Source organism: Streptomyces sp. AK08-02 (genome assembly GCF_033795085.1).
In the GTDB taxonomy this organism is placed as follows: domain Bacteria; phylum Actinomycetota; class Actinomycetes; order Streptomycetales; family Streptomycetaceae; genus Streptomyces; species Streptomyces echiniscabiei.
The window spans coordinates 345,133-364,382 of the sequence record NZ_JARAZV010000005.1 but is presented as its reverse complement, the minus strand read 5'-3'; the positions used below and the strand labels follow the sequence as shown (position 1 = coordinate 364,382).

General features: G+C 69.3%; 16 protein-coding genes and 4 tRNA genes. 11 read left to right on the top strand and 9 right to left on the bottom strand.

Annotation, left to right across the window (positions count from 1 at the left end):
* The 3 genes from PV734_RS12655 to PV734_RS12645 all read right to left on the bottom strand — a co-directional run.
* Positions 1–1,856, bottom strand: a 1,856-nt coding sequence (locus PV734_RS12655; protein WP_319289490.1) for a DEAD/DEAH box helicase, incomplete at its 3' end; no start/stop codon positions are given.
* A gap of 290 nt (positions 1,857–2,146) precedes the next feature.
* Positions 2,147–2,707 carry a hypothetical protein gene (locus PV734_RS12650; RefSeq protein ID WP_319096452.1) on the bottom strand — a complete coding sequence of 187 codons (561 nt, stop codon included), beginning with the start codon at positions 2,705–2,707 and terminating at the stop codon, positions 2,147–2,149.
* A 136-nt stretch (positions 2,708–2,843) separates the two neighbouring features.
* A complete protein-coding gene (locus PV734_RS12645) occupies positions 2,844–3,194 on the bottom strand; it encodes a metallopeptidase family protein (protein WP_189150830.1) in 351 nt (116 codons plus the stop codon).
* A gap of 115 nt (positions 3,195–3,309) precedes the next feature.
* On the opposite strand from PV734_RS12645, the gene PV734_RS12640 reads away from it, so the two are divergent.
* Together PV734_RS12640 and PV734_RS12635 are read left to right on the top strand one after the other, a co-directional pair.
* Positions 3,310–4,947, top strand: a complete 1,638-nt coding sequence (locus PV734_RS12640) for a metallophosphoesterase (RefSeq protein ID WP_319096454.1) — start codon at positions 3,310–3,312, stop codon at positions 4,945–4,947.
* A gap of 48 nt (positions 4,948–4,995) precedes the next feature.
* Positions 4,996–5,068: transfer RNA gene (locus tag PV734_RS12635), tRNA-Glu, on the top strand.
* 110 nt (positions 5,069–5,178) lie between these two features.
* On the opposite strand, the gene PV734_RS12630 is transcribed toward PV734_RS12635, so the two are convergent.
* Together PV734_RS12630 and PV734_RS12625 are read right to left on the bottom strand one after the other, a co-directional pair.
* Positions 5,179–5,460 carry a hypothetical protein gene (locus tag PV734_RS12630; protein ID WP_415924194.1) on the bottom strand — a complete coding sequence of 94 codons (282 nt, stop codon included), beginning with the start codon at positions 5,458–5,460 and terminating at the stop codon, positions 5,179–5,181.
* Positions 5,461–5,654: 194 nt separating this feature from the next.
* Positions 5,655–6,026 carry a helix-turn-helix domain-containing protein gene (locus tag PV734_RS12625; RefSeq protein ID WP_319096455.1) on the bottom strand — a complete coding sequence of 124 codons (372 nt, stop codon included), beginning with the start codon at positions 6,024–6,026 and terminating at the stop codon, positions 5,655–5,657.
* 134 nt (positions 6,027–6,160) lie between these two features.
* Between PV734_RS12625 and PV734_RS12620 the strand changes: the two genes are divergently transcribed.
* A complete protein-coding gene (locus tag PV734_RS12620; RefSeq protein WP_319289489.1) occupies positions 6,161–6,997 on the top strand; it encodes an ANTAR domain-containing protein in 837 nt (278 codons plus the stop codon).
* Positions 6,998–7,075: 78 nt separating this feature from the next.
* Here the strand turns inward: PV734_RS12620 and PV734_RS12615 are convergent, their stop codons facing one another.
* A complete protein-coding gene (locus tag PV734_RS12615; RefSeq protein WP_319096458.1) occupies positions 7,076–7,267 on the bottom strand; it encodes a CsbD family protein in 192 nt (63 codons plus the stop codon).
* Between the two features lie 44 nt (positions 7,268–7,311).
* Complete coding sequence (locus PV734_RS12610; protein WP_319096460.1) at positions 7,312–8,319, bottom strand: Ppx/GppA family phosphatase; 1,008 nt, start codon at positions 8,317–8,319, stop codon at positions 7,312–7,314.
* A 344-nt stretch (positions 8,320–8,663) separates the two neighbouring features.
* Between PV734_RS12610 and PV734_RS12605 the strand changes: the two genes are divergently transcribed.
* From PV734_RS12605 to PV734_RS12580, 6 genes are all read left to right on the top strand, one after another.
* Positions 8,664–8,738 (top strand) — tRNA-Asp (locus PV734_RS12605).
* A gap of 31 nt (positions 8,739–8,769) precedes the next feature.
* Positions 8,770–8,843, top strand: a tRNA-Phe gene (locus PV734_RS12600).
* 119 nt (positions 8,844–8,962) lie between these two features.
* Positions 8,963–10,591: a hypothetical protein gene (locus PV734_RS12595; RefSeq protein ID WP_319289488.1), complete on the top strand. Its 1,629-nt coding sequence runs from the start codon at positions 8,963–8,965 to the stop codon at positions 10,589–10,591.
* An 81-nt stretch (positions 10,592–10,672) separates the two neighbouring features.
* Positions 10,673–14,689, top strand: coding sequence for an ATP-dependent RNA helicase HrpA (gene hrpA / locus PV734_RS12590; protein WP_319289487.1), 4,017 nt, complete (start codon positions 10,673–10,675; stop codon positions 14,687–14,689).
* A 126-nt stretch (positions 14,690–14,815) separates the two neighbouring features.
* Positions 14,816–14,890: transfer RNA gene (locus tag PV734_RS12585), tRNA-Asp, on the top strand.
* Positions 14,891–15,024: 134 nt separating this feature from the next.
* Positions 15,025–15,243 carry a DUF6274 family protein gene (locus tag PV734_RS12580; protein ID WP_319096463.1) on the top strand — a complete coding sequence of 73 codons (219 nt, stop codon included), beginning with the start codon at positions 15,025–15,027 and terminating at the stop codon, positions 15,241–15,243.
* A 480-nt stretch (positions 15,244–15,723) separates the two neighbouring features.
* Here the strand turns inward: PV734_RS12580 and bldC are convergent, their stop codons facing one another.
* A complete protein-coding gene (bldC, locus tag PV734_RS12575; RefSeq protein WP_003949541.1) occupies positions 15,724–15,930 on the bottom strand; it encodes a developmental transcriptional regulator BldC in 207 nt (68 codons plus the stop codon).
* Between the two features lie 512 nt (positions 15,931–16,442).
* Positions 16,443–17,294, bottom strand: a complete 852-nt coding sequence (locus tag PV734_RS12570; protein WP_319096464.1) for a hypothetical protein — start codon at positions 17,292–17,294, stop codon at positions 16,443–16,445.
* Between the two features lie 232 nt (positions 17,295–17,526).
* Here PV734_RS12570 and PV734_RS12565 point away from each other — a divergent pair, with 232 nt between their 5' ends.
* Both PV734_RS12565 and PV734_RS12560 read left to right on the top strand, forming a co-directional pair.
* Positions 17,527–18,621, top strand: coding sequence for a Leu/Phe/Val dehydrogenase (locus tag PV734_RS12565; RefSeq protein WP_319096646.1), 1,095 nt, complete (start codon positions 17,527–17,529; stop codon positions 18,619–18,621).
* A gap of 288 nt (positions 18,622–18,909) precedes the next feature.
* A complete protein-coding gene (locus tag PV734_RS12560; RefSeq protein WP_006377274.1) occupies positions 18,910–19,173 on the top strand; it encodes a DUF3073 domain-containing protein in 264 nt (87 codons plus the stop codon).
* The last annotated feature ends 77 nt before the right edge of the window (positions 19,174–19,250 follow it).

The window sequence follows — 19,250 nt, the reverse complement described above, 5'->3', positions numbered from 1 at the left end:
CGACCGGAACCCGAGGGACGCTCGTCACGACGCTCGAAAGAACGGCCACCACGGTCGTTGTCACGGTTGAAGCCACCCGACGGGCGGTCGTCGCGGCGGAAACCACCACGGTCGCCGCCACCATCACGACGGTCATCGCGGCGGAAACCGCCACCGGAACCCGAGGGACGCTCGTCACGACGCTCGAAAGAACGGCCACCACGGTCGTTGTCACGGTTGAAGCCACCCGACGGACGCTCGTCACGGCGGTCGCGGCGCTCGTAGTTGCCCCGCTCGTCACGGCGCGGACGCTCCTCGCGCACCTGCTGCGCCTCCGCGGCGGCGGTCGCCTCGGCGGCGGCCTCCGCGACGACGACGGCAGCGGCGGCCTCGGCCACCGCTGCCACGGCCGCCTCCGGGTCCTCGCCGCGCTCGCGCGCCGCACGCGCGATCAGCCGGTCGGCCTCCTCGCGCAGCTCGGACGCACGACGCGTGGCGCGCTCCAGCTCCTTGGCGAGCTGCGACACCTCACGCTCGGCCTGCTGGGCCACGTTGCCCGCGGACTCGGCCTGGACCTCGGTCATCGACCGGGCGCCGGTGATCTCGGCGACCTCGGGCTCGAAGGCCGCGCCGCCCTGGATGATGTGGCGCGAGGCGTCGACGCCCGCGTCCTCCATCAGGCGGAAGATCTGGCGGCGCTGGTGCGGCAGGGACAGCGACACGACCGTGCCGGAGCGGCCCGCGCGGGCCGTACGGCCGGAGCGGTGCAGGTAGTCCTTGTGGTCGCCGGCCGGGTCCACGTTCAGGACCAGGTCGATGCCGTCGACGTGGATGCCGCGGGCGGCGACGTCGGTGGCGACGAGGGCGTTGACGTAGCCCTTCTTGAAGTCCTCAAGCACGCGGGTACGGGCGCCCTGCGTCATACCGCCGTGCAGCGCGTCGGCCTTCACGCCGGACTCGCACAGCTGCTCGGCGATACGGTCGGCGCCCAGCTGGGTGCGGACGAAGATGATCGTGCGGCCCTTGCGGGAGGCGATCGCGGCCGTGACCGGCGCCTTGTCCTTGGGCTTCACGATGAGGATGTGGTGGGACATCGTCGTGACGTTGCCCTGGGCGCTGTCGACCTCGTGCGTGACCGGGTTGGTCAGGTAGCGCTTGACCAGCGTGGAGATCTCGTTCTCCATGGTGGCCGAGAACAGCATGCGCTGGCCGCCGCCCGGGATCTGGTCGAGCAGCTCGGTGACCTCGGGCAGGAAGCCCAGGTCGGACATCTGGTCGGCCTCGTCGAGGACCGCGACCTCGACGTTCGCCAGCGAGCAGGCGCCGCGGTTGATGATGTCGCGCAGACGGCCGGGGGTGGCGACGAGGACGTCGACGCCGCGCTCCAGGGCGTACATCTGGTTGCTCATCGACGTACCGCCGCAGACGACCTTCATCTTCAGGCCGAGGACGTCGCCGTACGGCTGGAGGGCGTCCGCGACCTGCATCGCGAGCTCACGGGTCGGCGTGAGGATGATGCCGCGGGGCTTCTTCTTCTCGGTGTGGCCGCCGGACAGCTTGGTCAGCAGCGGCAGACCGAAGGAGAGGGTCTTGCCGGAGCCGGTGCGGCCACGGCCGAGGATGTCCTTGCCGGCCAGGGCGTCCGGAATGGTCGCGGCCTGGATCGGGAAGGGGCTGGTCACACCGTTCTGCGTGAGCTTGCGCACGACGCCCTCGGGGAGACCGAGGTCGGTGAAGGTGATCCCCGGCTCGCCGGGCTCGGTGTCGTCCGAGTCGGCGGTGTCGGTGTCGGCGGCCGTCTGCGCGAGGTCGAGGTCGATGACCTCGTTGTCCTCGTTCTCGGGCACGACGATGTGATCAGTACTGGAAATGGACATGCGAATGCGAAACCTTCCGGAGTCTCGTCGGCACGCGCCCGTCAACTCCGTGATTTCTGCAAACGACCGCCTCAATGCGGTCAGCCACGGCAAGGGAGAGTACGCGCCACACGCGGCGCATCTCTTCGGCGCCAGGCAATGGGATCAAACGATCTACTACCATACGCACCCACCTCCCCTTTGGGCAAATTGGGTGCCGTCGCCGCAGGTCACCCGCCTTCGCCACCTCGCCCGCACCTTCTCCCAGCCCCTCTTCCCGACCATCTCCCCACCCCCTTCCCGGCCGTCGACTAGACCGGCACCCCGGCCTCCGGCGCCGGCTCCCGCGTGACCAGTTGCGGCTGGGCCTGCTGCGGCTGCACCGAGGACGACGGCTCGGCGACGGTCGGCTCCGGCGAGGCCGGCGGAGGCGTGGGGGACACGGGCGGCGGCTCGGGCTCCGGCTCGGCGGTCTTCGTCGGTGTGGGCTGCGGCTTCGTCGGTGTGGGCGCACCGGGACCGACGGGCCCGGGACTGCCACCGGCCGGCTTGGTGGGTGCCGTCGCGGGCACACTCTGCCCGGCGGACGGGGAGGCGCCCGGCGAAGCGGGCGCCCCGCTGGCACCCTTCGCGCCCCCCTTGTCCTTCCCGTGCCCGTGTTTGGCGTCACCCCAGGCCCCGTCGGCCCACCCGGAACCGCCGCCGCCGGTCAGCGCCGCCCCTCCGTCGGACACCTTCTCGCCCTTGTGGCCCGCGCTGTGGGAGGGCTTGACCTGGCCGGCGTCGCCGTCGCCCACGCTCATGCAGCCGGCGGCAGCGGCGACGGCCACGACCGTGGCGGCCAGTCGGACAGGTACATGCAAGGGGCGCACGAGCAGCCACCTCCGGTGGGGAGTCGAGGAGTCAACGTGCTCAACTCCCGTCGCCCACAAGAAGACACGCGCCCCTCAGAAGCCTCCGCGCGCCCGGCCCAGCGGCCCCCGCGGTCCCCGCCGCCCCATGGGCCTGTCAGCCGTAGCCGAGCGCGTGCAGCCGCTCGTCGTCGATCCCGAAATGGTGAGCGATCTCATGTACGACCGTCACCTCGGTCTCCGCGACCACGTCGTCCCGCGTCTCGCACATCCGCAGGGTCGGCCCCCGGTAGATCGTGATCCGGTCGGGCAGCACCCCCGCGTACCACTCCCCGCGGTCGGTCAGCGGCGTCCCCTCGTACAGCCCGAGCAGCTCGGGATCGTCCGTGGGCGGCTCGTCCTCGACGAACACCGCCACGTTGTCCATCAGCCTCGTCAGCTCAGGCGGAATCCGGTCGAGGGACTCGGCGACCAGTTCCTCGAACTCCTCGCGCGTCATCTCCAGCACACGCCCATTGTCCGGTACGGGCCGCCCGTACGGGGCTCACGGACCCGCGCTCTGCGCAGAGCCGTGCTCTGTGTCACCCCGCTTAGCCGCGTCCCTCGTTGGGCATACGGGACCAATGGCACGCGTACCCGCCAACACCCCGCACCCCCGAACCACCCGCACCGCAACCGGCCGCCTCGGCCGCCCCCTGACCGCGCTCACCGGCCCCTACCGCGCCCGGCGCGCGCGTCCGGCCGCCGAGCTGGTCCATCCGCCGCACCCCTGGACCCGCGCTCTGGGCCTGGTCGCGGTGGTCCTTATGGGTGCCTGGCTGGGGCTGCTGATCGTCGGCAACGTACGCGCACCGGTCGGCCCGATGAACACCACGATGACCCTCCGTCCCTCCGTCTCCGGCGGCACGAAGATCAACATCTCCCCGCTGGGCGCCCTGGAGCTGAACAGCCACACCGCGCCGGTCCGCCTCGACGTGAACGTCGACCAGCTCGACCCGGTCCGCGCCCAGGCCCTCGTCGACCACCCCGAACGCCTCTCCGGACTCCAGGACGAGGTCGCCGAGGACGTCGGGCACGGCACCCTCGACCTGGCCGTCCGCTCCTGCGTGGCCGTCGTGTCCGGGGCCACCGCCCTCGGCCTCGCGGTCTACCGCCGCCCCCGCCGGGCCCTGGCGGCCGGCGGTCTCGCCCTCACCCTCCTGGTCGCGTCGGGGGCGACGGCGTACGCCACCTGGAACCCCAAGTCGGTCCTGGAACCGAAGTTCTCCGGGCTCCTGTCCTCGGCCCCCTCCCTGGTCGGCAACGCGCGCAGCATCGTCACCGAGTTCGACGTCTACCAGAAGGAGTTGGCGCGCCTGGTGACCAACGTGACGAAGCTCTACGACGTCACGTCCACGCTCCCGACCTACCAGCCCGACCCGGCCACGATCCGTGTCCTGCACGTCTCGGACATCCATCTCAACCCGGCGAGCTGGAAGATCATCGCGTCGCTCGTGGAGCAGTACGACATCGACGTCATCGTCGACACCGGCGACACCATGGACCACGGCACGGCCGCCGAGAACGGCTTCCTGGACCCGATCAAGGACCTGGGCGCCCCCTATGTCTGGGTGCGCGGCAACCATGACTCGCGGCTCACCCAGCGTTATCTGCAGCGCATGAAGAACGTGCGTGTCCTGGACGACGGCCGTGCGATCAACGTCGCGGGGCTGCGCTTCGCGGGCATCGGCGATCCCCAGTTCACGCCGGATCGCTCGGCGGGCGAGCAGGACGGCAGCCGGGCCCAGGAGTTGGCGGGCGACCGGCTGGCCTCGGCCATCCGCGACCAACGGACCCTGGGCACCCCGGTCGACATCGCGATGGTCCACGAGCCGAACGCGGCCCGGCGGACGGACGGCGAGGTCCCGCTCGTACTGGCCGGGCACCTCCACCACGCGGAGATGGAGCTCATGAAGAAGGGGACCAGGCTGCGCATCGAAGGGTCCACGGGCGGCAGCGGACTGCGCGCCCTGGAGAAGCGGAACCCGGACCAGATCGAGGCGTCCGTCCTCTACCTGGACCGCGACACACGCCGCCTGCAGGCCTGGGACGAGATCAAACTGGGCGGGCTCGGGCTGACCACGGCGGAGGTGAGCCGCCATCTCCCGAAGGAGAACCAGCCGGGCGCCACGCCGGTCCCCTCACCTTCGCCTTCGCCCTCGACTTCGCGCCCGTCCGCACCCTCGACTTCGCCTTCGAGGTCCTCGGTTCCGAGCCCGTAAACCGTTTTGGCGAACGTCCCCGGCATCACCTATGCTTCTCACGTCCTCGCCCCCATCGTCTAGCGGCCCAGGACGCTGCCCTTTCAAGGCGGTAGCACGGGTTCGAATCCCGTTGGGGGCACAGGTAAATACGGTTGGCGGCATCCCGCATCAGGGGTGGCCGCCATTCGTGCTTCATGGACGCCGCTACGGCTGTCGCGGTCACGGCGCTCGGCGTGCTCGCCGGGAAACTCAGGCCGTCGGCTCGTCGGGCACGGGCTGGTCGGGATGCCCGCTGCCGGAGTGCGGAGCGCCGCGCCTGCCCGTACCGGCCTCGTCCGTGTCGGGGACCTTCGGGTCGGGCCGCCCGTCGGGTCCGGTCGCACCCGGGGCGTCGTCATCGAGTTCCCAGGGGTCCTCGTCGACGCCGGCCTGCTGGTCGGGCAAATCCCTCGGGACGGGCGCGGGACGGGACTCCGGTTCCGGTGCCCCCTCTTCGTCGGCCCCGGGGGTGTGGGTGGGGTGGTCGCTCACAGCGCTGTCCCTTCGTCGGCCCGCCGGCGGGACCGGTCGCACAAGCGGGTACCCAGGGGAGCGCCGACCACTACTCCAGCGGCCGCGAGACCGCCGCCTGATCCGGCCACGTCACCGCATGTCTCACGTCACCACATGTCTCACGTCACCACATGTCTCACGTCACCGCATGTCCTGCGCCACCGGTCGGCGCGCTACCTGTCGTCTTCCGGGCTTCGCGCGTGCGGGGCCGTCGACTGCAACTCATGTCGGCTGTCGCCGTGTTCGGCGTCGTGCCGCGCCAGGAGCGACAGCAGCTCCGCCACGCTCAGCCCCTCCTCGGCGGGATGGCGCAGGATCGTCCCGGTCTCGATCCGGTACGCGTTGGAGCGTCCCTGCCGGGTGTGGGTGAGATAACCGGCCGTCTCCAGATCCGAAACGATCTTCTGAACGGCACGCTCGGTGAGGCGACATCGTGCGGCGATGTCACGGATGCGGACGGTGGGATTCTCCGCGATCGCAGCAAGGACACGGGAGTGGTTGGTGAGGAACGTCCACCCTGTGTGTGATTCCGGTACTCCACGCATGCCGACAAGCATAGGCTCATCGATTCACGTATTCAAAAGGCTGAACTTTGTTTCGTGTATCTCTTGACGTACGACCCTCTCGGGCAGAGGCTTGAAGAGCCACGAAACTGCCCGACGTCCACGGAGTGGCCGCAATGTCAGACCGCGCAGTTACTTCGCAGCTCACGGTGGCGAACGAAGTCCCCTCGGTACCGCTCGCCCCTCCGTCGAGCGACGCCCCCGCACCGCTGCTCGGAATCGAGACCCGCCCCGAGGGCTACGCGACGCTGGTCGTGGTCTCGGGCGCGATCGACCTCGTCACGGAGCAGGCCCTGCACAAGGGTCTGCGCCAGGCCCTGGCCGGCTCGGAGCGCGGCATCGACCTCGATCTGAGCGGCGTCGACTTCTGCGACTGCTCCGGGCTCAACGTCCTGTTGCGGGTCCGCAGGCACGCCCTCGAAGAGGGCAAGATCATCACCATTCGGTCGGCGGGCGCCGCGGTGCTCCGGCTCTTCTCGATCACCGGCACGCTGCCGCTGTTCGCCGGCGTGGGCGAGGGCTCGGGCTCGGGCTCGGGCTCGGGCTCGGGCAAGGGAACCGAGGTCATGAGCGGGGCCGACGCGACCGGCCGGGTCCCGGCCACAGAGACGGAGCCCACCCTCGGCGCCGAGGCCGCACCGCTCGGCGAAACCGACCAGGATCTGCGGATCGAGGTGATTCAACTCCGCCGGGCCATGCGGACGCGGCCCGTCATCGACCTCGCCCGGGGTGTCCTCATGGCGTCCTTCGGGCTGAACGCCGAGGACTCCTGGAAAGTGCTCGTCGCGGTCTCCCAGAACACCAACACCAAGCTGCACGACGTGGCCGACGACCTCGTCGGCGCCGTCACGGGCGACGCCCTCCCCGAGGCGTTCCGGCTGCGGATCGCCGAGACGGTCGCCGGCCTCCGGACACGACCGGAGGGCCCGGCGGGACCTGCTCCGCACCCCTGAACCCGCGCTGTGGGCCGGGCCTCCGGGCCCGGCCCACGAACCAGCTGCTCAGCTGCTCAGCTGAACCAGCTACTCGGCTCAGTCGCGGTCCCGCCGACTCTCGCGCACGGCCTTCTCCGCGCGCTCCTGGGTCTCGCCCCTGATCTTCTTCGCCTCGCCACGAGCCTGCTCCAGCTTGCCTTCGAGCTCCTGCTCGTGATCGCTCGTGGCCTTGCCGGCCATCTCCTTGGCCTTGCCCTTGATCTTGTCGGTACGACCCTTGTCCACCATGACTCCTCCAGAGGTTGACGGGTGGCCCGGGAGACGCCCGCACATCAGGCCTCCGGGGCCGCGATCCGCAGCGGCGTAAGTCCGACGGCCGGCGCTTCGTCCCTTTCCTGGGTGATCTCCGCCCACCACGATCCACCGTCCTCGATGCACCGCAGCAGCACTCCTTCGCGGATGGCCCACGGGCAGATGGTGAGCCTCTTGACGCCCGTCAGCTTCATCGCCGTGTGCCCGACCACCGCTCCGGCCAAACTCTGCAGGGCCCGCGGCGCGGTGACCCCGGGGAGTGTCGCCCGCTCGGCCGCCGGCAGGGCCGCGAGCCGGGGCAGACAGGCGCGGAGTTCTCCTCGCGTCAGCTGCCGCGCCACGAAGACGCCCTGGCGACCGGGTGCGGCCCCGCAGAGCCGGGCCAGCTGCTGGAAGGTCCGAGAGGTCGCCACCGCCATGTGGGGCCCCTCCCACCTGAGTCGTGCGGCCACGTCCCGCAACTGATGACGCACCCGGCGGCGCAGCGCCCTCAGGGCCTCCTCCGACGGCGGATCCTGACCGGCGAGGAACTCCCGGGTCAGCCGGCCGGCGCCGAGCGGCAGCGACGCCGCGAAGTCGGGCAGTCTGCCGCGCCCGCACGCCACCTCCAGGGAGCCGCCGCCGATGTCGAACAGCGCGAGTGAGCCGGCCTGCCAGCCCAGCCACCGCCGGGCACCCAGGAACGTCAGCTCGGCCTCGACCTCTCCCGGCAGCGTGCACAGCCGTACGCCGGTCTCGTCCCGTACGGCCCGCAGCACCTCGGCCCGGTTGGGCGCGGCGCGTACGACCGCCGTCGCGAAGGCCAGCGGCCCGCCCGCGCCCCACCGCTGGGCGGTCGCGGCGGCCGACGCGACCGCCTTCACGAGCCGGTGCACGGACTCCTCGGGGATCACTCCGTCGTGTTCCACCTGTTCGGACAGCCGCAGCCGCCACTTGGCCGTGTGCGCCGGCAGGGGAACGCCGTTCCGGGTGTCCGCGACCATCAGTCGAACCGTGTTCGAACCCACATCCAGCACGCTCATCCGCATGCGGGCGAAGTACCCTCCGCAGCGCCGCCCACGCCCCCGGTGCGCGCGCCGACACGCGCTCGGATCGCCCCCGGAACCCGTCGGGAACCCGTCCGGAGCACCTCCCGAAGCCCGGCCGCACGCCCCCGACCTGCGCTGTCTCCTGCGCGGAGCATCCCCCGTGGTCTGATACGCTTTTCCAGCGACAACGGCACGCCAACAGCCCCAACCGGTCACTCAGAACCACCAGATCGGCCACGGCGACCAGGCGGTCCGACACTCGCAGTCGGTGTCGGTTCACGGCGGGAAATCCCGTTGGGAGCACACGACACGGTGTGCGAGACTTACGTCGCGCACAACAGCAAGGTCCTGTGGAGCAGTTTGGAGTGCTCGCCACCCTGTCAAGGTGGAGGCCGCGGGTTCAAATCCCGTCAGGACCGCTGAGGTTGCATGTTTCACGTGAAACCTCGTGGCTGGGTAGCTCAGTTGGTACGAGCGATCGCCTGAAAAGCGATAGGTCGCCGGTTCGATCCCGGCCCCAGCCACATCGCACGAAGACCCCCTCCGGTTGTCCGGAGGGGGTCTTCGTCGCTCACCGTGGGCCACTGCGGAGCCGTGGCCCACCGAGAACCATGGGGGGTTCTTGAGGCACAACATCAGGGGGATGGTGACGGCCGGTGCCGTCCTGCTCTCCACTTTCGCCATACCCGGCGCGGCCCACGCCGCCGCTCCGGTGGTCCAGGAGGCGTCCAGCGACTCCACGGACTGGTCGGTCATCGACGTACGCATCAACCACGGCAGCGTGGTCGGCGAGGACGTCAAGAAGATCACCGCGACGCTGCGCCCGCTCGGCAGTGCCGAGACGGACACTCCGGTGGCCACGATCACCGACTTCACCGAGACGTACTGGGCCAGCCCCTGGGAGAGCACCTGGTCCTCACAGCCCGTCCACCTGGACACTCTCGGCAAGTACACGATCGACGTCGAGGCCACGAACAGCGGCGGCGAGACCACCGTCCAGCGGAACGCGGGTGTGCTGCGCTACCAGAAGCAGCCCGTGATCACGGACTTCACCGTCACACCGACCACGCCGGACATCGACGCCAAGCTCGTCACGGCCTCCGGTGATCTGCTGCTCCGCGATCCCAGCACCCGCGCGACCGAGGCCATGCCCGGTGCCTCCGTCGACATCGACCTCGGTGATTCGGTCGAGGAGACCGTCACCACGGACGACCAGGGGCACTTCTCCCTCGCCCGTGAGCTGAGCGAGGGCGGCTGGGCCTTCGCCCAGTACCGCAGCGACCTGGGCTACGCCACGGTCCCCTGGGTCGCGATCAAACCCAAGGTCGCCCCGACCCGCCTGATCCTCGACAAGAACAGCTTCCATCTCGTGACCAACACCGAGATGAAGGTCACCGGGCGGCTGGAGTACCGGAGCGGCAGCGAGTGGAAGCCGCTGGCGGGCATCCCACTGGAGCTGGACTACAAGAACAGCAGCACCTCCAGCCCGACCGAGGCCACCACCGGCACCGGCGGCCGCTTCACCTTCGTCCGGCGGGTGGAGGGTGACGGCACGTTCGAGGTGGGCTTCCCGCCGTACCCGTACAACGCCTGGATCACGCGGACCGCGACCGCCGACGTGAAGGTCAAGGTCACCTCGACGAGCAGGTTCACCGAGTTCACGATCGCGCAGGACGAGCAGGCCCAGCTCGACATCACCGGCATCGTGCGCCTGGCCGGCAACGGCTACGGCGGCCGGATCAAGGTCGACATCCAGCGCTCCGCCAACGGCAGGACCGGCTGGATAACCAAGAAGACCGTGACGACCGGCTTCGACGAGCAGTTCATCGTGGAGCACCTCCGGGGCGACGCCGACGGCTACTGGCGACTGCGGTACGCCGGCGATTCCGCCCGGGACTTCAAGGGCACCACCAGCGTGGTGGTGCGCCGGGTGCGGGCCCTCACCCGGATCATCGGCGCGAACGCCACCCCCGAGCCGGTCCGCAAGGGCGCGACCCTCACCGTGAAGGGCGTCCTCCAGGAGGCGAAGCCCTCCAGCACGGTGGGCTGGACGAGCTGGAAGGCGTACGGCGGCAAGTGGGTCCAGATCCTGTTCCGGCCGAAGGGCGAGAACACCTGGTACCTGATGGGCAGGGTGGGGACCGGGCGCAACGGCTCCTTCTCCAAGGGCATCAAGGCGCCCATGGACGGCACCTGGGTGCCGGTGCATCTGGAGCCGGACAGCAGGCATTTCGTCGGCTCCGGGGCCGAGGACTACGTCGACGTGCGGTAACACGCATCACAGGCACAGAAGGAGGGGCGGACGCAAAAGCGTTCGCCCCTCGTTTCGTCGAGGTGAGATCCTGGGTCAGGTATGTCTACGCACCCCGCCTCCGCCCCCGGCGCTCCCGCTCTCGGTGACCTCGCCCCCCGCCTGACCGAGCTGTCCCTGCGCGACGCGCACCGGCTCGGGCGCAGGCTCGAGGGTGCGCGCAGGATCCGCAAGCCCGAAGCCCGTTCCGCCGTCATCGCCGAGATCGAGGCGGAGGTCGCGAAGGCCGAGCTGCGGATGGCCGAGCGGCGCAGCCGCGTACCGGCCGTCAGCTATCCCGAGCAGCTTCCCGTCAGCCAGAAGAAGGACGAGATCGCCGCCGCCATCCGCGACCACCAGGTCGTCATCGTGGCCGGTGAGACGGGGTCCGGGAAGACCACCCAGATCCCCAAGATCTGCGTCGAACTCGGCCGGGGCGTACGCGGCATGATCGGCCACACGCAGCCCCGTCGTATCGCCGCCCGTACGGTCGCCGAGCGGGTCGCCGACGAGCTGGACACGCCCCTCGGTGAAGCCGTCGGCTGGAAGGTCCGGTTCACCGACCAGGTGAACCAGGACGCCACGGTCATCAAGCTGATGACGGACGGCATCCTCCTCGCCGAGATCCAGACCGACCGCGAACTGCGCGCCTACGACACGATCATCATCGACGAGGCCCACGAGCGGTCCCTCAACATCGACTTCCTGCTCGGCTACCTCGCCCAGCTCCTCCCCCAGCGCCCGGACCTGAAGGTCGTCATCACCTCGGCGACCATCGACCCCGAGCGCTTCTCCCGGCACTTCGGGGACGCCCCGATCGTGGAGGTCTCCGGCCGTACGTATCCGGTCGAGGTGCGTTACCGCCCGCTCCTCGAAGAGGACAGCGAGGATTCCGACCGCGACCAGATCACCGCGATCTGCGACGCCGTCGAGGAACTCCAGGGCGAGGGCAAGGGCGACATCCTCGTCTTCCTCTCCGGCGAGCGCGAGATCCGCGACACGGCCGACGCGATCACCAAGAAGAACTACCGGTTCACCGAGGTCCTCCCCCTCTACGCCCGCCTCTCGCACGCCGAGCAGCATCGGGTGTTCCAGCAGCACACGGGGCGCAGGATCGTTCTGGCGACCAACGTCGCCGAGACCTCGCTCACCGTGCCGGGCATCAAGTACGTCATCGACCCCGGCTTCGCCCGTATCTCCCGCTACAGCCACCGCACCAAGGTCCAGCGGCTGCCCATCGAGGCGATCTCCCAGGCCAGCGCCAACCAGCGCAAGGGCCGCTGCGGCCGTACGTCGGACGGCATCTGTATCCGGCTCTACAGCGAGGACGACTTCGAGTCCCGCCCGGAGTTCACGGACGCCGAGATCCTGCGGACGAACCTCGCCTCCGTCATCCTCCAGATGACCGCCGCCGGTCTGGGCGACATCGAGAAGTTCCCCTTCATCGACCCGCCGGACCACCGCAACATCCGCGACGGCGTCCAGCTCCTCCAGGAGCTCAACGCGCTCGACCCCACCGAGAAGGACCCTCGCAGACGGCTCACCGACACCGGCCGCAAGCTCGCACAGCTGCCCGTCGACCCCCGGCTGGCCCGGATGGTCCTGGAGGCCGACAAGAACGGCTGTGTCCGCGAGGTCATGGTGATCGCCGCCGCGCTCTCCATCCAGGACCCGCGCGAACGCCCCGCCGAGAAACAGGCGCAGGCCGACCAGCAGCACGCCCGCTTCAAGGACGAGACCTCCGACTTCCTCGCCCTGCTCAACCTCTGGCGGTACGTCCGTGAGCAGCAGAAGGAACGCGGCTCGTCGTCGTTCCGGCGGATGTGCAAGCAGGAGTACCTGAACTTCCTGCGCATCCGCGAGTGGCAGGACATCTACACCCAACTCCGTACCGTGGCACGCCAGATGGGCATCCACCCCAACGAGGACGACGCCCCCGAGCAGAGCGTCCACGTCTCCCTCCTGGCCGGGCTCCTCTCCCACATCGGGATGAAGGACGTACCCAAGTCCACGAGCGGCACGTCCGGAGCGTCCACGTCGACCGGCGACAGCCCTCGCAACGCCTCCGGCAAGAACGAGTACGTCGGTGCCCGCAACGCCAAGTTCGCGATCTTCCCCGGCTCCGCCCTGTTCAAGAAGCCCCCGCGCTTCGTGATGTCGGCGGAGCTGGTGGAGACCTCGCGGCTGTGGGCCCGCGTCAACGCCCGCATCGAGCCGGAGTGGGTCGAGCCCCTCGCCGAGCACCTCCTCAAGCGCACCTACAGCGAGCCGCACTGGGAGAAGGACCAGGCCGCGGTGATGGCGTACGAGAAGGTGACGCTGTACGGCGTACCGATCGTCGCCCAGCGGAAGGTGAACTACGGGCGGATCGACCCGGAGGCGTCCCGGGAGCTGTTCATCCGGAACGCGCTGGTCGAGGGCGACTGGCGCACCCACCACAAGTTCTTCGCCGACAACCGCCGGCTCCTCACCGAGGTCGAGGAGCTGGAACACCGGGCCCGGCGCCGGGACATCCTGGTGGACGACGAGACGCTCTTCGACTTCTACGACGAGCGGGTTCCCGAACACGTCGTGTCCGGCGCCCACTTCGACTCCTGGTGGAAGCGCAAGAAGACCGAGGAGCCCGAACTCCTCGACTTCGAGCGGGCGATGCTCATCAACGAGCGCGCCGGGGACGTCAGCAAGGACGACTATCCGGACGCCTGGCACCAGGGACGGCTCAAGTTCCGGGTGACGTACCAGTTCGAGCCGGGCGCGGACGCCGACGGTGTGACCGTCCATGTCCCGCTCCAGGTGCTGAACCAGGTGACGGACGAGAACTTCGACTGGCAGATCCCGGGCCTGCGCGAGGAGTTGGTGACGGAGCTCATCCGTTCCCTGCCCAAGCCGATCCGCCGCCACTACGTCCCGGCCCCCAACTTCGCCAAGCGCTTCCTGGACACCTCGACACCCCTCCAGGAACCGCTGACGGTCACCATGGCCCGCGAGTTGAAGCGCATGGTCGGAGTCCCGTTCAGCGCCGACGACTTCGACTGGGACCGTGTCCCGGACCATCTCCGCGTCACCTTCCGGATCGTCGACGAGCGCCGCCGCAAGCTGGACGAGGACAAGGACCTGGAGGTCCTGCGTCTCCGACTCAAGCCGAAGGCCCGCCAGGCCATCTCCCAGGCCGCCGCGGCCACCGCCGAGCGCGCCGGCGGCGAGTCCCTGGAGCGCACGGGCCTGACGGACTGGTCCGTCGGCACCCTGACGCCCCTCTTCGAGACGCGCAGAGCCGGTCAGCCGGTGAAGGCGTACCCGGCGCTGGTCGACGACGGCGACACAGTCTCCGTACGCCTCTTCGACACGGAGGCCGAGCAGCAGCAGGCGATGTGGAAGGGCAGCCGGCGGCTCATCCTGCGCAACATCCCGGTCAATCCAGCGAAGTTCGCGTCCGAGAAGTTGACGAATGTTCAGAAGCTCGCGCTGTCCGCGAATCCGCACGGTTCGATCCAGGCCCTGTTCGACGACTGCGCGATGGCCGCGGCCGACAAACTGATCGCCGATTTCGGGGGCCCGGCCTGGGACGAGGAGTCGCACCGGAAGCTGTACGAGAAGGTGCGCGCGGAGATCGTCGACACGACGGTCCGTACGGTCAACCAGGTGCAGCAGGTGCTGGCCGCCTGGCAGGCCTGTGAGCGCCGCCTGAAGGGCGTACGCAGCGCCGTGCTCCTCCCGAACCTGACGGACGTACGGAGCCAGCTGGACGGCCTCGTACGGCCCGGGTTCGTGACCGCGGTCGGCCTGCGACGCCTGCCCGACCTGATGCGCTACCTCGTCGCCGTGGACCGGCGCCTGCAGCAGATGCCCACCAACGTCCAGCGGGACACCACCCGTATGGAGAAGGTGCACGAGATGCAGGACGAGTACGCGTGGCTGCTGGAGCAGTTGCCGCAGGGCCGGCCGGTGCCGGCCGCGGTGCTGGACATCCGCTGGATGATCGAGGAACTCCGCGTCAGCTACTTCGCCCACGCGCTGGGCACGGCGTACCCGGTGTCGGACAAGCGGATCGTGAAGGCGATCGACGCGCAGGCTCCGTAGAAAACCGCGCAAAACGGTCGTCGAGGCCGTAACGGAGTCGGCACGTTAAGTGAGTTCGCACCCGGGCCCACCCTCCTGTACAGTCTCTTTTCGCAGCACAGCGCAACATCAAGTGCCGCGAAACCTGGTCCTGTGGAGCAGTTTGGAGTGCTCGCCACCCTGTCAAGGTGGAGGCCGCGGGTTCAAATCCCGTCAGGACCGCAGGTGAAGTACGAGAGGGCCCGAGTCTCACGACTCGGGCCCTCTCGCGTTGCCGCCGTATTGACGCCGCCCGCCTCCCCCGGTACCCAGAGAGCAGGGCCTTCGGCGCCCTGTCCCCCTTCCGGAGGTGGCGTATGGCGGCGACCGCGCGACGGCACGAGACGCGTGCTCTGCTTCGGGCACACCTGTCGGCCGCGAGCGGGTACCGGCATCTCACGCGGCACTGTCCGATCTGCCACCGGTTACAGCGGCTCGCCATGGAGCGCTGCGACGCGGACCCCGACGTCAGCGCCGACACCGACGCCGGCGTCAACGCCGACGAGACACCGGGTGCCAACAGCGGTTCCCTCTAACACCTGTGGCGCAGCGTCAACAAGGCGCGCGGCGTGTGACGGGTGTCACTGCATGAGTTTTGAAAAAGTGGGTTCTTACCGGTCTCCTACAACTGGTCAATTTAATATGTGCAATTGCACCAGGCTCAGACAGGTCCCGCAGCGGATCCGACACCCCTCCCCAGACTCCAACAAGCCCGCTCACAGCACCCCGTGCCACCCCCACTCGGGAGCACAAAAAAAGATCGCGCTGGACCCGGCGGAGTCCAGCGCGATCTCTACGACGCGCCCATGAAGCTGTGGAACTGATGAAGCGTGTGGAACTGCGTTGGGCGTGGGGCCTGTTGGGGCAGGACCCGCGTCGCTCTGAGCGGTCGAGCAACAAGCTGATGGGGCAGGTGACTCTGGTGACTCTGATGGTGCGGGTGTTGCTGGTGTTGCCAGTCGGACGGCTCGGCCGATAGTTGGGGGACCTGCCGACACGTCCGACTATTCAGTTGGTCAGGCCTCGCTGCGCTGCTGCGGAATGCCCGCAAGCAGGGCGCGGACCTCGGCCTCGCGGTAACGGCGATGTCCGCCGAGCGTGCGAATGGATGTGAGCTTGCCGGCCTTCGCCCACCGCGTCACCGTCTTGGGGTCAACACGGAACATGGTGGCGACCTCAGCCGGGGTCAGCAGCGGCTCGGCATCAGGGGTGCGAGCGGTCATGAGCGGCCTCCTCGGGAGAACCGAACCTTCTCGGTTCATTCCTCTAAATTCTGCACCTTGACCCGCGTTGCCCGAAATGGCGGATGCGGGTCGAGTCGGTTATAGGACGAACGGCTTGTCCTCGGCACTACAACTACACCATCTGTCCAACCGCGTAGGCCAAACCGACGGAATTGCCCTCCCAGGCGGCCATCAGCGACGGAAGCCGATGGACCATGCCATAGCGGACAGTCACGCCACTGTGACGATCAGTCACAGTGGCGATCAGGAGTCACGAGACCCCCCATAGCGTGCAATGCTGAGATTCCACCCATAGCTGGGCAGATAGAGCCTCCCCCGGACTCCTTGTCCTATTTTGGCACGAGGAGGGGCAAGGGACGCAAGCCACCTGTACGTGCGGTCCGTCACGCTTGACACAAACGCCCGGATCGGGACCTACGTCCCACGGCAGCCCCAAGAGCGTCCCACAGAAATGGAACTCACGTTCCAGGGAGTCTTTTTTTGACGAACTGTCAGTTCGCCGACCGCCGGTCCCGCACCGACTGCCACCGCTCCACGAGCCGCCCGTACGCCTCCCCGGCCGCCTCGCCGTCCCCGTCGCGCAGCGCCTCGATCCCGGCGGCCACGTCCGCCGCCGAGTGGTCGCCGGCCAGATCACCGGCCGGCAGCACATGCACCAGCCCGCCGTAGTCCAGCTCGACCAGCGACCTCGGGTGGAACTCCTCCAGCCACCGGCCCACGTCCAGCAGCCCGTCGATCAGCGGCCCCTCGTCCAGGGCGTCACGGAGGGTCCGCAGCCCGCGCGCCACACGCCGCCGCGCCTGCACCATGGGCGTCCGGTATCGCAGCACGGGCGCCACGCCCCCGGCGGCCCCCGAGCCCTTGTCGTACTCTCGCTCCTCGTCGGTCACGAGCACGAACCAGTTCAGCGGCACCTGCCAGGTCGCCGTACGGATCCACGGGCGGGCGTCCGGGTTGCGGGTCAGCCAGCGCTCGTAGTCCTGGGTGGCCTGATGGCGCACGAGGGGCGGCAGAGCGGCGTCCAGGAGCGGCAGCGGCAGTTCCTCCCCGAGCCCGCCCAGCGCCTGCCAGCCGCGCAGCCGGGTGCGCCAGGGGCAGACGCACAGCACCCCCTCGACCTCGGTCACGAACGCGTCGGCACTCTCGTGCACAGGCACCGCGACCGGCGGGACGGGCAGCAAGTCGGCCAGCGAGCGCCGCAGTTCGTCCTGGTACGAGGGCCGGTCGGGGCGCCGGGCGTAGCGCGCCCAGTGGCTGCGCTCCGGCTCCGGGAAGGCCGCCAGCGGCTCGTAGACGCGCAAGTAGGACGCGTACGGGACGATCACCGAGGACACCTTGGGCACGCCTGCTCCCTCCCCCCTGGACGACCAGGGAAAACCGCGTATCCAGCACAGTGCAGCACGGGAAAATTATGCAAACCCTCGTACCGGCCCACGCCACCGGTGGGTGATCCTCGGCACTGCGGGGACGGTTGGCGTACGCGGACCAGGGAGGAGCTCTACTCTCATGCCCACGGAGGCCGCCACCCGTACGGGCTCCAGCCCCACCCGCCGCTACTTCCCTGGAGTCACCACAGTGACCGACGTAACCGGCGCGCCTGCTGATGTACTGCACACCCTGTTCCACTCGGAGCAGGGGGGTCATGAGCAAGTCGTGCTCTGCCAGGACCGGGCCACCGGCCTCAAGGCCGTGATCGCCATCCACTCCACCGCCCTGGGCCCCGCGCTCGGCGGAACTCGCTTCTACCCGTACGCGAGCGAGGCGGAGGCCGTCGCCGACGCGCTGAACCTCGCGCGCGGGATGTCGTACAAGAACGCCATGGCCGGTCTCGACCACGGCGGCGGCAAGGCCGTGATCATCGGCGATCCGGACATCGTCAAGAGCGAGGAACTCCTCCTCGCCTACGGCCGGTTCGTGGCCTCCCTCGGCGGGCGGTACGTCACCGCGTGTGACGTCGGGACGTATGTGGCCGACATGGACGTGGTCGCGCGCGAGTGCCGCTGGACGACCGGACGGTCCCCGGAGAACGGCGGCGCGGGCGACTCGTCCGTGCTGACCGCCTTCGGCGTCTACCAGGGCATGCGGGCGAGCGCGCAGCACCTCTGGGGCGACCCGTCGCTGCGCGCCAGGCGGATCGGCATCGCGGGCGTCGGCAAGGTGGGCCACCACCTCGTGGAGCACCTGGTGGCGGAAGGCGCGGAGGTCTTCGTCACGGACGTGCGCGAGGACGCCGTACGACGGATCACCGAGCGGCACCGGAACGTCACGGCGGTCGCGGACACGGACGAGTTGATCCGTGTGGACGGGCTCGCCGTCTACGCCCCCTGCGCGCTCGGCGGAGCCCTGAACGACGTCACGGTGCCGGTGCTGACCGCCGAGGTGGTGTGCGGGGCGGCCAACAACCAGCTCTCGCACCCCGGCGTCGAGAAGGACCTCGCGGACCGCGGGATCCTCTACGCGCCCGACTACGTCGTGAACGCCGGTGGCGTGATCCAGGTGGCCGACGAGCTGCACGGGTTCGACTTCGAGCGGTGCAGGGCGAAGGCTTCGAAGATCTACGACACCACGCTCGCCATATTCGCACGTGCGAAGGCGGACGGGATTCCGCCGGCCGCGGCGGCCGACCGGATCGCCGAGCAGCGGATGGCGGAGGCCCGCCGGAAGCCGTAGCCGGACGGGGTGCGGAGGTACCGGTCGGCGGGGTGTTGGAGAGAACTCTCACCCCCGTCGGCGGGTCGGCCACCAAGAAGTGGTTAAAATCGCGGTTGACCAGCGGGGACAGGGCACCTCGCGGGTCCTGGGCACCGCCACGTCCTGCGGGCGACGTACCGTATGGGCGTGGGCTCAGGTACCGTGGAAGCCCTACGGACCGGTCTCTCTGCGGAGAGCCCGTTCCTGAACATGAACGGGTGTCAAGACTCTGGGGCCATCGAGCCCCGTATCCGAGGGGGTCGAGCCATGGGGCGCGGCCGGGCAAAGGCCAAGCAGACGAAGGTCGCCCGCCAGCTGAAGTACAGCAGCGGCGGGACTGACCTCTCGCGTCTGGCCAATGAGCTGGGCGCTTCGACTTCGAGCCAGCCGCCGAATGGCGAGCCGTTCGAGGACGACGACGAGGAAGAAGACGACCCGTACGCTCAGTACGCGGATCGATACAACGACGATGATGAGGACGAGGACGGACAAGCGTCCGGTCCCTCGTCCCAACAACGCCGTGGGGCTTGACGTCTTACGTCTGCTGCGGCGCGCTTAACAGGCAATCGGATTCACGGTTCCTGTAGGCAGCAGCTGCACCTCACCCG